Source organism: Streptomyces sp. NPDC048192 (assembly GCF_043202415.1).
Lineage (GTDB): Bacteria > Actinomycetota > Actinomycetes > Streptomycetales > Streptomycetaceae > Streptomyces.
The window spans coordinates 279,372-292,711 of sequence record NZ_JBIDAL010000007.1; the positions used below are offsets into that span (position 1 = coordinate 279,372).

Sequence of the window (13,340 nt, forward strand, 5' to 3'; positions counted from 1 at the left end):
GCCGAGCCGCCGCGGGAGGACGACGGCGCCGACCTGGTCCTGCAGCGCAGCCTGCTCCCGCACCACAGGAGGACCCAGCTGGCCGTGGAGACGGGCACCCGGTATCTGCCCGCCGGCCTCCAGGCAGGCGTGGGCGGCGACTGGTTCGACGTCATCCCGCTCTCCGGCGCCCGGGTCGCCCTGGTCGTCGGCGACGTGGTGGGCCACGGCATCCACGCCTCGGCGGCCATGGGCCGGCTGCGTACCGCCGTCCGTACCCTCGCCGACGTGGATCTCTCCCCCGACGAGCTGCTGACCCAGCTCGACGACCTCATCCTCGAAGAGGTCGAAGAGGGCATCGAGTCGGCCGGCGAGGTCGGCGCCACCTGCCTCTACGCCGTCTACGACCCGGTCTCCGGGCACTGCACCATGGCCAGCGCGGGCCATCCCGCCCCGGCGCTCGTCACCCCCGACGGCAGCGCGCGCTTCCTGAGCGTGGTGCCGGGGCCGCCGCTGGGCGTGGGCGGCCTGCCGTTCGAGGCCGCCGAGACCGGGGTGCCCGAGGACAGCCTGCTCGTGCTGTTCACCGACGGCCTGGTCGAGACCCGCCACCGGGACATCGGATCCGGACAGCGGGCCCTGCTGGACGTCCTGTCCCGGCCCGGGCCCTCGCTGGAGGCGACCTGCGACCGGCTCGTCGAGGCGCTGCTGCCCGGCCGGCCCGACGACGACGCCGCCCTGCTCGTCGCGCGCACCCACATCATGGGCGACTCCCATGTGGCCTCGTGGAACCTGCCGGCCGATCCGGCCGTGGTCGTCGACGCACGCCGGCAGGCCGCCGGCCAGCTCACCGCCTGGGGACTGCAGGAGGCCAGCGCCACCACCGAGCTGATCGTCAGCGAGCTGGTCACCAACGCCATCCGCCACGCCCGCCCGCCGATCCAGCTGCGACTGATCCACGACGCCGCCCTGATCTGCGAGGTCTCCGACGCCAGCAGTACGACCCCGCACCTGCGCCGGGCCCGCGAACTGGACGAGGGCGGGCGCGGCCTGTACCTGGTGGGCCAGCTCGCCGAGCGCTGGGGCACCCGGCACACGCCCGACGGCAAGACCATCTGGGCCGAACAGCCACCGCCGCTGCACGAGCGGCTGCGGCCGCCCCCTGCTCCGTCGACGGGCGCCCTCGCCGCGGACGGCCGTGCACCGGCGCCGAAGAACGACCGGCGCACCGACGCCGCCGGCCCGGCCGCCCGCCCCGCCGGGCACGAGACCCGCACCCGGCCCACCGGGTCCCACGCGGGTCCGGCACGGCGGCCGACGCCGCGCGGCACCGGGGGACGCTGACCGCGGCCGGCGCCCGCCGGTCACGTACTCACCCGGCCCGGTGGGTACCCGGGGCACGAAGGAGGTGGCGGCCGTGGGCGCGACCTTCACACTCGGCCGGATCGCCGGCATCCGCGTCGGCGTTCACTGGAGCGTCCTGATCATCTTCGTCCTGATCGCCTTCGGACTGTCCCAGGGGCGCCTTCCGCACGCCCACCCGGGCGAGCCGGCCTGGGCCTACTGGCTGACGGGCCTGGCGACCGCCGTGGTGTTCCTGCTGTCCCTGCTGGCCCACGAGATCAGCCACATGCTGGTGGCCCGCCGCCACGGCGTCGCCGGTGACGAGATCACGCTGTGGCTGCTGGGCGGGGCGGCACGCCTGCACAGCGAGGCGCCCACCCCGGTGGCGGAACTGCGCATCGCGGGAGTCGGGCCGCTGGTCAGCCTGCTGCTGGGCGGCGGGTTCGTCCTGGTCGCCTGGTGGGCCCACGCACTGCGCGGCCCGGTGCTGCTGGTGGAGGCGCTGGGCTGGCTCGCCGGCATCAACGTCCTGCTGGCGGTGTTCAACGTGCTGCCCGCCGCGCCCCTCGACGGAGGCCGGCTGCTGCGGGCACTGGTGTGGTGGCGCACCGGCAACCGCCTGCGCGCCACCGCGGTCGCCACCGGCGCCGGACGCGTCCTGGGCTGGATCCTGGTGGCCGTCGGGCTGTACGAAGTCCTGCGCGGCGGGTTCGGGGGCGGTCTGTGGCTGATGCTGATCGGCTGGTTCATGGTGGCCATGGCGACGATGGAGGGCAGCCAGGCCGGTCTGCGCGAGCTGCTGCGCTCCGTGCCGGTCCGGCAGGCCATGACCGCGGACCCCGTGACCGTTCCGGCCGGCACGACCGTCCGGGACTTCCTCGGCGGCCCGCCGTGGCGCTACCGGCACTCCGCCTTCCCGGTCACCGACGAGACGGGCCGTCCGCTCGGGCTGGTCAGCGTCCGGAGCGCGGGACGGGTGCCGGCGCAGGACCGGGGCTCGGCCACGGTCGACACCGTCATGGTCCCGGCCGGCGACGTCCCGGCCGCCGGCCCCGACGACCCCCTGGTCCAGCTCCTGCCGGCCCTGGACAGCAGCCCGGCGCGCCGCGCTCTGGTGCTGACGGACGGCCGCCTCGTGGGGATCGTCAGCAGCTCGGACGTCAGCCGCGTCCTCACCTGGCTCTCCTCCGCGGCGCCACCGGGCGCGGGCCTGAGAACGGCGCCCTGACGCCGACGCCGGGCGAGCACCCGGCGCCGACGGCCCCGGGACACCGGCACAAGGAGGCGCACCGACATGACTCCGCCTGTACGACGCCCCTCCGGCAGGCTCGCCGAACGGCCGTTCCCCGGCTGGATGAGGGACCCGCTGGCCGAGTTCGCCGACCTGGTCCACCGCATGGGGTCGCTGCTGGAGTCCGTGTCCGGCAGCGCACCCGCCACCCCGGGCGCGCCCTGGTCGCCCGCGGCCGCGGGCATGCCCTGGGCGCCGCCGGCCGACTTCTCCGAGACGGACGACGCCTATCTGATCGAGATCGACCTGCCCGGCGCGAAGCGGCAGGACATCGACATCGAGCTGCGCGACCGCGAGCTGATCGTCAGCGGCGAGACCGGCCGACGGGAGCGGACCGGCACCCTCCACCGGGCCATGAGGCCCGCGGGCCGCTTCGCGTACCGGATGATGCTGCCCGGCGAGGCCGACGGCGAACACTTCGAGGCCACTCTCCAGGACGGGGTGCTGACCATCCGGATTCCCAAGGCGCGGACCGCCGGGCACCGCCGTATCGAGAACACGCCGGGGGAGTGAGGCGCGCCCGGCCGGACCACACCCGGTCGGTTCCGGGGCGGGGCGGGGACCCCGCCGGCGGGCGGGAACACCTACTCCCTGTGGGTCAACTCCTACCGGCCGAAGGGGTGATTATCCGTGCCGATCGGGTGACAAGGCGGCGTGTCGCCTTCGTCGGGCGGGATCCGTGGAAGGGATGCGAGGTCGGGCACCGCACCGGTCGCCCGCATTCCGAGCTGGACCGGCGCGGGGCGTCGTCCGCGCACTGGTCGGAAGGAGCACCCCCTGATGCACCGGACAAGGACCTCGGCCGCGCTCACCCTGACGGCGATATGCGGCGTCATGCCGGCGGCCGCGCCCGCGTTCGCCGCCGGCCCGAGCACGCAGGACACGTCGTTCCTGCGCGCCGCCCACCAGGGCAACCTCGCGGAGATCGCCGCGGGCAAGGACGCGGCGAACCACGCCACCACCGACTGTGTGCGCCAGGTCGCCGCGAAGTTCGTCACCGACCACACCAAGCTCGACTCGGACGTCCGGGCGCTGGCGCGCAAGCTGAACGTCTCGCTGCCCAGCGGTCCGACCGCCGAGCAGCGCCAGGCGCTCGCCGCCGTACAGGGCAAGGCGGGCACCTCCGGGTACGACGCGGCGTGGCTGAAGCTGCAGTCCGCCGCGCACACCAAGACGCTGGCCATGATCGACCGGGAGATCTCCAGCGGCTCCGACTCCGCGGCCGTCGCCGCCGCCAAGGCCGCGCGGCCCGTGGTCAGGATGCACCTGGACATGGTGAGCGGCGGAACCTGCCACAAGCCCGGCGCGTCCACGGCCGTGCACGCCGGTGTCGCCACCGGTACCGCCGAGGGCGGCAGCTCCATGGGCGTGGCGGCCCTCGGCGCGGGCGGCGGGCTGTCCGCCGTGGCCGCGGCCTGGTACCTGCGCTCCAGGCGCCGGGCGACCACGGGGCGTTGACCCCCCGCACCCGGTGAGGCCGTGCGGGCGGCAGGCCGGGCGGGTGGTGCCCCGTCCGCACGGTGTTCACAGGGCCAGCGTGATCGCCGCCGCGGCGCCTCCCACACCGAGGGCGCAGGCGGCTTCCGGCCAGCCGCCGGTGCCCCAGGGGAAGAACCGGTCGAGCGCCAGCCGGCCGGGGCCGACCGCGGCGACCGCCAAGGCGACGACGGCGATCCCGACGCTGTACTCCACGCCGCCGTCCGTCTCCCACAGGCCGTGGGCGCCGGTGACGGTCGCCATCGCGTTGATCATCACGCCGATCAGGGCGGCGGCCGCGAGCGGCGTGAGCAGCCCGACGGCCAGGCCCAGGCCTCCGAGGAACTCCGACAGCCCGCCGATCACCGCGTAGACCTTCCCGGGGCGATAACCCAGGGACTCGAAGCCCCTGCCGGTGGCCGTCAGGCCCCGGCCTCCGAAGAGTCCGAAGAGCTTCTGTGAGCCGTGTCCGGCCATCAGCAGCCCGAACGTCAGCCTGAGGAGCAGCAGACCGAAGTCACCGGCGGTCACCCGCTCCGCGGGCGCCCGCTGGGTCGGCTGCCGTGTGAAGGTCGAAGGCCCTTCCGTGTTGCGCTTCGCCATGGGAAAACTCCGGTAGGTACGCCGGAACAGGCGTCGACGGCCGGCCTCGAAAGGCATCGGCCCATCCGCCGCCGGGAGGCGCCGGCGCGTCGGTCGGGCGCCCAGCGCCCCTACCGATACTTCCGCAGCCGCAGTGGCCCCGCATGTCGGGCGGCCGGCCGCACACGTCGGACGGCCGGCGGCGTACGTCCGCTTCAGGAGGGGCCGTGTCCGTCACGGGCGTGTGCGTGGTCGTGGCCGTGCTCCCCGTGATCCGGTGAGCCGCCCATCGTCCGCAGCATCGCCGGGCCGCCGGTGCGCAGGAACCGGACGACGAGGGCCGCGGCGAGGATCAGGAAGGCGATGTCGAGCCAGGTCGTGTAGTTCCAGCCGACGCCGCCCTCGGGGATCTTCGCGGTGGCCTGGTCCGGGACGAGGCCCAGCCCCCCGAAGGCGAACTCCACGACGTAGCCGGCCACCGCCGTCGCCGTGAAGAACGTGCCCAGCAGGAACGCGGCCGTCCGGGCGCCGTAGTACTTCCGGTAGATGTTCAGGATCGGCAGGATCAGCAGGTCGGCGTAGATGAAGGCGATGACGCCGCCGAAGCTGATGCCGCCCTTCCACAGCACCACGGCCAGCGGCACGTTGCCGATCGAGCAGACGAACGTGGCGATCGCCACCAGCGGTCCGACCAGCGGGCCGATCAGTCTGGCCGCGAGCGGGTGATCCGCCAGGAAGAAGCCGCGCCAGAAGTCGTCCGGCACCCAGGCGGCGATCGCCCCGGCGATCAGCAGTCCCGCCACCAGGTCGCGCAGGATCGCCGCCCACTCCATGACGAAGATGTGCGCCACGGAGGTGAGGCCGTCGCGGGAGAGCAGCCGGCGCAGGAACCCGCCCTCGCCGCGCACGGACATGTCCATCGCCGCGTGACCCTCCATCGACCCGGCGAGCCCCCGCTCGGCCTGCTCCCGCGCCTGCCGCAGCAGCCGCTGCCGCAGGAGGAGCCGGAACAGCACCGCGAGGACCACGATCATCACGGGGCCGCCGACGAACTCCGCGGCGGTGAACTGCCACCCCATCAACAGCGCCAGGATCACGCCCAGTTCGATCACCAGGTTGGTCGAGGCGATCTCGAAGGCCATCGCCGCCGTGAAGTCCGCCCCCTTCCGGAACAGCGAGCGGGCGAGCGCGACCGCCGCGTACGAGCAGGACGACGAGGCGGCGCCGAGCCCCGCGGACAGGGCGAGCGTGCGGGGCCGGTCGTCCCCCAGCAGCCGGGCGACCGTCTCACGGCGCACCACGGCCTGGACGACGGCGGACAGGGTGAAGCCGAGGATCAGCGCCCAGGTGATCTCCCAGGTCATCGATCCGGCGATGGACAGCGCGTGGCCGAGCGCGTGCATGTCTGCACACCCCCTTCGCCGTGGGCCGGCGTGGACAAGCCCCCAGTCTATACCCCCTAGGGGTATTGTTGCCCAGTGGCCGCGGCGCGGGCCGCTCGCTCGATCGTCGCGCGCCGGGCCTGCCGGAGAGCCGCGTCGTGCTCATCCGGCACGGACCCGGCTGCCGCCCCCGTCCGGCCGTCGAGCTGCTCCCGCAGGATGTCCGCGTGTCCGGCGTGCCGGCTGGTCTCGGTGAGCATGTGGACCAGGACGTCGAACAGCCTCACGCCGGGCCTTGGCCACCAGGGCACATGACCGGGGGAGTCGAGGGCGAGGGCGGCGATCGTCGCGTCCGAGTGCCGCGCCGCCCGCCGGTAGTGGCCGACGACCTCCTCCCGCGTCTCGTGCGCGGCCGCCCACATGTCGGCGTCGCGCGCCCCGGCGTCGTCCCACGGGTGCAGCGGCTCGGGGAACGGCCGGCCGAAAACCTCGCCGAAGTACCTGGCTTCCCACACCGACAGGTGCTTCACCAGGCCGAGAAGGTTGGTGCCCGTCGCGGTCAGCGGGCGCCGGACGTCGTACTCGCCCAGCCCGTCCAGCTTGCCGAGCATGTCCTCGCGCAGCGCCCGCAGACCGCTGTGCAGGGACTCCTTCTCGCCATCGCCGATCATGGGCATGAGCCTGTCATGCGCCGCCCGCGGGCTCAACCCCACCCGGCTCCCCGGCGTGCCGTACGGCCCGCTGGTCACCCGCACCGGCATGCGCGAGCGCCTGCGCGGCGTAACGTCATAGACGTGGACTTCACCGCGGACAGTCTTCTGAGCCGTGCGGCCCAAGAGCTCAGCCCGAAGGTGGACGCACTGACGCAAGAGGTCGAGCAGGCCGTGCGGCGGGACGTTCCCGAGCTGTGGGAAGACCCGGACGTCATGGCCTCGCAGAACATCGCCGAGCACGTCGCCACCGTGCTGCACGCCCTCGCACGCGGACCGGACGGCGCCGGGCTCGAACCGCCGGCCGGCGAAGTGGTCCGGGCGCGCCGGCTGGCCCGGCACGCGAAGCCGGTCACCGCCATGCTGCGGGCCTTCCGCCTGGGGCAGGGCGTCGTCGTCGACCGGCTGCTCGCGGAGCTGCCCCGGCTGACGGACGACCCCCGGCTGGTCAGCGAGGCGGCACGCAGGCTGATGGAGGTGGCGACCGACTACGTGGACCGCACCTCCGAGCGGGGCGTCGCCGCCTTCCAGGAGGAGTACGGTCGCCGGCTGCGCCGGACGCTGTCGGCCGTGAACGAGGCGAGCGTACGCATCGGGACCACCCTCGACACCGTCCGCACCGCCCAGGAGCTGGCCGACTTCGCCACCGAGGAGATCGCCGACACCGCCACCGTCGACCTGCTCGACTCCGTGCTCCGGGAACGCGGCACCCCGGGCAGGGGCGTGCGCCTGCTGCGCCGGATCGCCCGGAGCACGGCGGGCGACGAGGCGCCGCAGCCGGCCGTCGCCTGGCACGAGCTGCACACCTACCCGCTCGGATCCGCTCAGGACCAGGCGCTGACCACGGGGCAGCCGTCCCGGCACCACCCCGAGGCCTCCGCGGACAGCCGGCCGCCGGCCACGGACCCGTGTCTCGCCGTCGAGGCACCTGTCCACTCCTGCCTGGTGGTGCCGCTGCGCACCCGCGGAGCCATCCTGGGCGTCGCCCAGTTCTTCCGGCACCGCACCCCCGAGCGCTTCGACGACGGGGATCTGCTCTTCCTGCAGGACATCGCCGCCCGAGCGGCGGTCGCCATCGACAACGCGCTGCGCTACACGCACATGCGTGCCACCGCGCTCGCCCTGCAGCGCGACCTTCTCCCGCGGTACACGCCGGGGCAGTCCGCCGTGGAGGTCGCGTGCCGCTATCTCCCGGCCGCCGCCGAGCTGGGCGTGGGCGGCGACTGGTACGACGTCATCCCGTTGTCCGGGGCCCGGGTCGCCCTGGTGGTGGGCGACGTCGTCGGACACGGCATCCACGCCGCCGCCACCATGGGCCGGCTGCGCACCGCGGTGCACACCCTCGCCGACATCGACCTGCCGCCCGACGAACTGCTCACCCACCTCGACGACATCGTCATCCGCCTGTCCGCCGAGGCCGCCGCGGACGGCGGGTGCGACGGGCTGTGCGGGCGGGACGAGGCACCGGAGGGCAACGGCCACCAGGACATCGGCGCCACATGCCTGTACGCCGTCTACGACCCCGTGTCCCACCGCTGCACCCTCGCCCGCGCCGGGCACATCCTGCCCGCCCTGGTGTCCCGCGACGGCGCCGTCGACATCCTCGACCTGCCGCCCGGCCCGCCGCTGGGCCTGGGCGGCCTGCCCTTCGAGGCGGCGGAGGTGGACCTGCCCGACGGCAGCCTCCTCGCCCTGTACACCGACGGCCTGCTCGCCGCCCACGGCGACGACATCGAGGCCGGCCTCGACAAACTGCGCCACGCCCTCGCCCAGCGCTGCGACTCCCTCGAAACCACCTGCGACAACGTGCTCGACACCCTGCTGCCGGACCGGCCGGACGACGACGTGGCGCTCCTCCTGGCCCGCACCCACAGCCTCGACGACCGTCAGGTGGTCACCTGGGAGCTGGAGGCCGATCCCAGCGCGGTCTCCCGGGCCCGCTCGCGCGTCTCCCGGCAGCTGGCGGCCTGGGGCCTGGAGGAGCTGGACTTCACCGCCGAACTGGTGGTCAGCGAGCTGGTCACCAACGCCATCCGCTACGGCCGGCCGCCCATCCGGCTGCGTCTGATCCACGACCGCACCCTCCTGTGCGAGGTGTCCGACGACAGCAGCACCACCCCGCATCTGCGCCGGGCCCGCGTCTTCGACGAAGGCGGACGCGGACTGCTCCTGGTGGCCCAGCTCGCCCGGCACTGGGGAACCCGCCACGCCCGCCACGGCAAGACGGTCTGGGCCGAACTGGACGACTCCGTCGCTGCCGCCGGACCGGCGGAGCCGCTCGCCCTGCACGCGGAGCTGTGACCCGTGGAACGCCGCCGCCGGAACGCGACCGGCGGCGACACCACACCCTGCTCCCTCACCGTCCGAACAACCGGGCCCCGTTGTCGTGGCACACGGCCCGGAGCCAGTCGTCTCCGAGACCGAGCCGCTCCAGGGCGTGGAGCTGGTGCGCGTACGGATAGGGGATGTTGGGGAAGTCGGAGCCCAGCAGGATGCGGTCGCCGAGGCCGGCCAGCCGGGGCAGGGCCCGGCGCGGGAACGGCATCATTGCCTCGGCGAAGTCGGTGAACACCATCGTCGTGTCCAGCCGCACCTCGTCGTACCGCTCGGCGAGGCCGAGGAACTCCTCGTACTCGGGCATCCCCAGGTGAGCGATGACCAGCCGCAGGCGCGGATGCCGGGCCAGTACGCGGGCGATCGGCTCGGGGCCGGTGTGCTTGCCCGGCGCCGGCCCGGAACCGCAGTGGATCACCACGGGGATCCCCGCCTCGGCGAGCAGCCCCCAGGCCGGCCGGAGAAGCGCGTCCGCCGGGTCGTACGCCCCCACCTGGACGTGCGCCTTGAACACCCGGGCGCCCGCTTCGACGGCCTCGCGGACGTAGGTCTCGACGCCGGGCTCGGGGTACAGGGTGGCGGTGTGCAGACAGTCGGGGGTGCGGTGGGCGAAGCCGGCCGCCCAGCCGTTCAGCCACCGGGCCATGCCGGGCTTGTGCGGGTAGAGCATGGCGGTGAAGGCCCGGACCCCGAACTCCCGGAGCAGAGCGGTGCGTTCGGCCTCCTCGTGCCGGTAGGTGATCGGCCAGTGCAGCCCACCGGTCAGCGGTCCGTTGGCGTCGAAGTAGTCCCAGACCTTGTGCAGGACACGCTCGGGCATGAAGTGCGTGTGCACGTCGACCAGCCCGGGAAGCCCGAGCCCTGTCCAGAAACGCCGGACCTCACGGGCCTCGTCGCGGTGATCGTTCATGCCGCCCACGATCGGACCTGCGGACGGGGCGGGTCCAGCCCCTTCCGCAACGGACGGCGTGAGGGATCCGTCACGGGACCCGCGGTGGCGGCCGGCGCCTCCCGCCTGATCCGGCGCCGACCTCCCACCGGATCCGGCCCCCGGAGCGGAGGCCGGGCCCGGGGGCCGGCGGGCCGTCAGCGGCCGCTGCCCGCCAGGCGGTCAGCCCATGTCGCCCGCGACCGCCCCGGCGGGGTGTGTCAACCCGGCCGGCGCGCCGGCGCCGTGCGCCGGCCGGGCCCGCACCCCGATCGTCACCAGGGCGATGAGCGCGGCCACCAGCATCCCGACGCTCCCGGTCAGGGCGCAGGTGTGCAGCGCGTCGGCGAAGCTCGCGCCGTAGGCGGACAGCGCGCGTCCGGTGGCCCGAGGGGTGTTCAGGTGAAGGAAGGCGCCGCCTGGATGCCCACGTGGGAGACCATGCCGTTCACCTGGCCCTGGTCGGCCGGGGAGACACCGGACCGGGCGAGGTGTCCGGGCAGGGCGCCCCAGCGTCCGGTGCGTGAGGACGACGCCGAAGACGGCGGGGCCGAGCGCGCTGCCGATCTGGCGCAGTGCGCTGTTGGCGGCGCCGGCGGCGCTCGCCAGCCGGTGCGGGAGGCTGGCCATGGCGATGGTGGTGATCGGCGCCATGGCCAGCGCGATGCCGATGCCCAGGACGCCGATGAGCAGCGCGGCCTCACCGGTGCCGGTGCCCGCGTGGAACAGGGTGACGCACAGGGCCCCGGTACCGCCGACGACGAGGCCGATGACCAGCAGCAGCCCCGGGGAGGTGCGGTTCATCAGGCGGCCGACCAGCGGGCCGAGCACGACGGTGAAGCCGTTGAGGGCGATCAGGCGCACGCCGATGTCCAGCGTCGACGCGTGCCGGACGAGCCCGAAGTACTCGCTGAGCGCGAAGACCAGGCCGACCTGGGCGAACAGGGTGAGCGCCATCACCAGCGCGGCACCGGAGAACGCCGGGGACGCGAACAGGCGCATGTCCAGCATCGGGCAGGACGACCGCAGTTCCACCAGGACGAAACCGAGCAGCCCGACGGCGGCCACCACGAACGCGGTCACCACCTCGGCCGAGCCCCAGCCGGCGCTGCCGCCCTCGATGACGCCGTAGACCAGGCCCGTGATGGCGACGACGGCCGGCAGCTGGCCGGGGACGTCCAGGTGCCGCTCCCGCTCGGCACGGGACTCGGTGAGCAGGACGGCTCCGGCCACGACCGCGAGCACTCCGATGACGAGCGAGGGCAGGAAGAGCCAGCGCGCGCTCGCGTGCTCCACGATCAGGCCGTTGATCAGCGGACCCAGTGTCAGAGCGAGACCCAGGGAGGCCGTCCACAGCGCACCCCGACCTGCCGTTCCAGCTCGGCGACGTGACGTGACACCAGCGACCCCGACGAGCCGAGCTTCCTGGCGGCGCCGTTGCAGCTGCCGGCCTGCGCGACGGTGACGAAGCTGTGCATGAGGAGCAGACGATCCATGTTTTCCTCCGAGAGCCGCCGACGGCTCGGCCTCAGCCCAAAGACATTGTTGGCAAGTATGTCAACAGTTCGGGGCGGCCTTTCCGTGGCCGCGGACGTCGGGGGAGGGGAGCTCCGCGCCGGCCTGGAGGTCCACCTGGAAGGTGTTCAGGCGCATGCCCAGCATCGTCAAGTTGCCGAGCGCCCCGATCGCGTCGACCAGGCCCTTTGAGCGGCCGAGTGCGCGTGCGAAGGTCGCGTCGCAGACGAAGTGCTCCTCCAGGACCTCCCGGCAGAACTGGTAGAAGGCCTGGTCCCGCTCCTCGTCGAACACGGCCTCCCGCCGCTCGGCGATCGCCTTGACGGCGGCTTCCGGTATTCCCGCCTCGATCGCATGGTGCACATGGGCGTTCCAGGAGTACTGCGCGTCCCAGTTCCGCGCCGCCATCAGCAGGCTCAACTCGCGCAGGTGCCGGGGGAGACCGCAGTCCAAGCGGGCGAACGCGCCGAGCGACTCGGCCCGTTCGCACATCTCCGGGCTGTGCAGCCAGACCCGGAACGGGCGCGCACACCGCCGCGGCGGCCGGCGATGCGTGCGGCCCGTTCCTTCTGCCGCGGGTCCATGTCCTCTTCGGTCAGTACGGGGAGCCTCATGGGGCGACACCTGCCTCGGCTGTCCGGCGCGGCCTTCGGCGACCGCGCGGTGCCAGGGACCGTACAACCCGCTCCTGTGTGCTCACCCCCGTCCGGCGCGCAAGGAAAAGCTGCACGCCGAGAGGCGCCACGGCGGCCGGACACGCCCTACGGTCGGTCGACGCGGCACCGGAGAACACCGGCAGCCGGACCAGACGCACCCGAAAGGCAGGCTCCCCGGATGACCACGATCATCAAGGCCGCGTCCGTTCCCCCGCTCGACCGCGGAGGCTCCGTCGTGACGACTCCGCTCGTCACCACGCCGTCGGCCCGCGGCGAGAACCGGATCACGAGCGGCATGAGCGTGTACCCGGTCGGCTCCGGCGCGCCTTTGCACGCGCACAACTGCGACGAGCACGTGACGATCCTCGAGGGCGAGGCGGAGGTGGTGGTGGACGGCGAGGTGACGAAGCTGGAGCAGTACGACACCACCTACATCCCCTCGCCCGTCCCCCACCTGTTCCGCAACACCGGAGACCGGCCGCTGCGCATCCTCTGGGTGTACTCGTCGGGGCACGTCACCCGCACGGTCACGGAAACCGGCAGGACGGTGGAGCACCTCTCGGCGGACGACCGGATGGGATAATGGGGAAGACGGCAGTGCCTGCGGCGCAGCGGGGGACGATGGGGTCCCGCCCGCGCAAGGCATGGCGACCGACCCATCCGGAGGGGCACCGTCATGGCCGAACGGATCACCTACCGCCGAGTCTACGAGGACACCGCACCGCGGGACGGCAAGCGCGTGCTGGTGGACCGGGTCTGGCCCCGGGGTATGCGCAAGGAGGACGCGCATCTCGACGAGTGGCTGCGTGACGTCGCTCCGTCGAGCGAACTGCGCAAGTGGTACGGCCACGACCCCGAGCGCTTCACCGAGTTCCGCCGCCGCTATCTGGCGGAACTGCGGGACGGCGAACACCGCGAGGCGGCCGAGCACCTGCGTGACCTGGCGGCGCACGACAGGGTGATGCTGCTGACCGCCACGAAGGACGTGGACCACAGCCAGGCCGCCGTCCTCGCCGAGTGGCTGAACAAGCAGCGGTGAGGGACGGCCGTCCTCGCGCCCGGGTTTTCACAGTGCTTTTGTAAGAACCTGATCACGCGGTCGAGGACCTGATCACCCGGGGGAGGGGTGGGCGCTCGCGACGC

At 73.6% G+C, this 13,340-nt stretch carries 12 protein-coding genes and 2 pseudogenes; 7 read left to right on the top strand and 7 right to left on the bottom strand.

Going from position 1 to position 13,340, the window contains the following annotated elements; genetic code table 11:
• Nucleotides 1–33: 33 nt before the first annotated feature.
• The 4 genes and pseudogenes from ACGFZN_RS17070 to ACGFZN_RS17085 form a co-directional block, all read left to right on the top strand.
• A pseudogene (locus ACGFZN_RS17070) lies at nucleotides 34–1,116 on the top strand (SpoIIE family protein phosphatase); the annotation flags it as partial.
• Between the two features lie 280 nt (nucleotides 1,117–1,396).
• On the top strand, nucleotides 1,397–2,551 hold the full coding sequence (locus ACGFZN_RS17075; RefSeq protein WP_393859258.1) for a site-2 protease family protein: 1,155 nt from the start codon (nucleotides 1,397–1,399) through the stop codon (nucleotides 2,549–2,551).
• Nucleotides 2,552–2,617: 66 nt separating this feature from the next.
• On the top strand, nucleotides 2,618–3,127 hold the full coding sequence (locus ACGFZN_RS17080) for an Hsp20/alpha crystallin family protein (protein ID WP_393859259.1): 510 nt from the start codon (nucleotides 2,618–2,620) through the stop codon (nucleotides 3,125–3,127).
• 267 nt (nucleotides 3,128–3,394) lie between these two features.
• Entirely contained in the window at nucleotides 3,395–4,072 is a 678-nt protein-coding gene (locus ACGFZN_RS17085; RefSeq protein ID WP_393859260.1) for a DUF4142 domain-containing protein, read from the top strand.
• 66 nt (nucleotides 4,073–4,138) lie between these two features.
• Here ACGFZN_RS17085 and ACGFZN_RS17090 read toward each other — a convergent pair whose 3' ends face one another.
• From ACGFZN_RS17090 to ACGFZN_RS17100, 3 genes are all read right to left on the bottom strand, one after another.
• Nucleotides 4,139–4,693 (bottom strand): DoxX family membrane protein, encoded by a 555-nt coding sequence (locus tag ACGFZN_RS17090; protein ID WP_393859261.1) that lies wholly within the window; start codon nucleotides 4,691–4,693, stop codon nucleotides 4,139–4,141.
• 194 nt (nucleotides 4,694–4,887) lie between these two features.
• Nucleotides 4,888–6,075, bottom strand: a complete 1,188-nt coding sequence (locus ACGFZN_RS17095; RefSeq protein ID WP_393859262.1) for a permease — start codon at nucleotides 6,073–6,075, stop codon at nucleotides 4,888–4,890.
• Nucleotides 6,076–6,131: 56 nt separating this feature from the next.
• Nucleotides 6,132–6,725: a DinB family protein gene (locus ACGFZN_RS17100; protein ID WP_393859263.1), complete on the bottom strand. Its 594-nt coding sequence runs from the start codon at nucleotides 6,723–6,725 to the stop codon at nucleotides 6,132–6,134.
• Between the two features lie 123 nt (nucleotides 6,726–6,848).
• On the opposite strand from ACGFZN_RS17100, the gene ACGFZN_RS17105 reads away from it, so the two are divergent.
• On the top strand, nucleotides 6,849–9,065 hold the full coding sequence (locus ACGFZN_RS17105; RefSeq protein WP_393859264.1) for a SpoIIE family protein phosphatase: 2,217 nt from the start codon (nucleotides 6,849–6,851) through the stop codon (nucleotides 9,063–9,065).
• Between the two features lie 55 nt (nucleotides 9,066–9,120).
• On the opposite strand, the gene ACGFZN_RS17110 is transcribed toward ACGFZN_RS17105, so the two are convergent.
• The 4 genes and pseudogenes from ACGFZN_RS17110 to ACGFZN_RS17125 form a co-directional block, all read right to left on the bottom strand.
• A complete protein-coding gene (locus tag ACGFZN_RS17110) occupies nucleotides 9,121–10,008 on the bottom strand; it encodes an amidohydrolase family protein (RefSeq protein ID WP_393859265.1) in 888 nt (295 codons plus the stop codon).
• 201 nt (nucleotides 10,009–10,209) lie between these two features.
• Nucleotides 10,210–11,382: an MFS transporter gene (locus tag ACGFZN_RS17115; RefSeq protein ID WP_393859443.1), complete on the bottom strand. Its 1,173-nt coding sequence runs from the start codon at nucleotides 11,380–11,382 to the stop codon at nucleotides 10,210–10,212.
• Nucleotides 11,382–11,522 (bottom strand): annotated as a pseudogene (locus ACGFZN_RS17120) (LysR family transcriptional regulator); the annotation flags it as partial. The pseudogene ACGFZN_RS17120 and the gene ACGFZN_RS17115, both read right to left, overlap by 1 nt.
• A gap of 61 nt (nucleotides 11,523–11,583) precedes the next feature.
• Complete coding sequence (locus ACGFZN_RS17125; protein WP_393859266.1) at nucleotides 11,584–12,033, bottom strand: carboxymuconolactone decarboxylase family protein; 450 nt, start codon at nucleotides 12,031–12,033, stop codon at nucleotides 11,584–11,586.
• 342 nt (nucleotides 12,034–12,375) lie between these two features.
• Between ACGFZN_RS17125 and ACGFZN_RS17130 the strand changes: the two genes are divergently transcribed.
• The gene (locus ACGFZN_RS17130; RefSeq protein WP_393859267.1) at nucleotides 12,376–12,780 is read left to right on the top strand and encodes a cupin domain-containing protein; all 405 of its coding nucleotides are present in this window, start codon (nucleotides 12,376–12,378) and stop codon (nucleotides 12,778–12,780) included.
• Between the two features lie 93 nt (nucleotides 12,781–12,873).
• A complete protein-coding gene (locus tag ACGFZN_RS17135) occupies nucleotides 12,874–13,236 on the top strand; it encodes a DUF488 domain-containing protein (protein WP_393859268.1) in 363 nt (120 codons plus the stop codon).
• The last annotated feature ends 104 nt before the right edge of the window (nucleotides 13,237–13,340 follow it).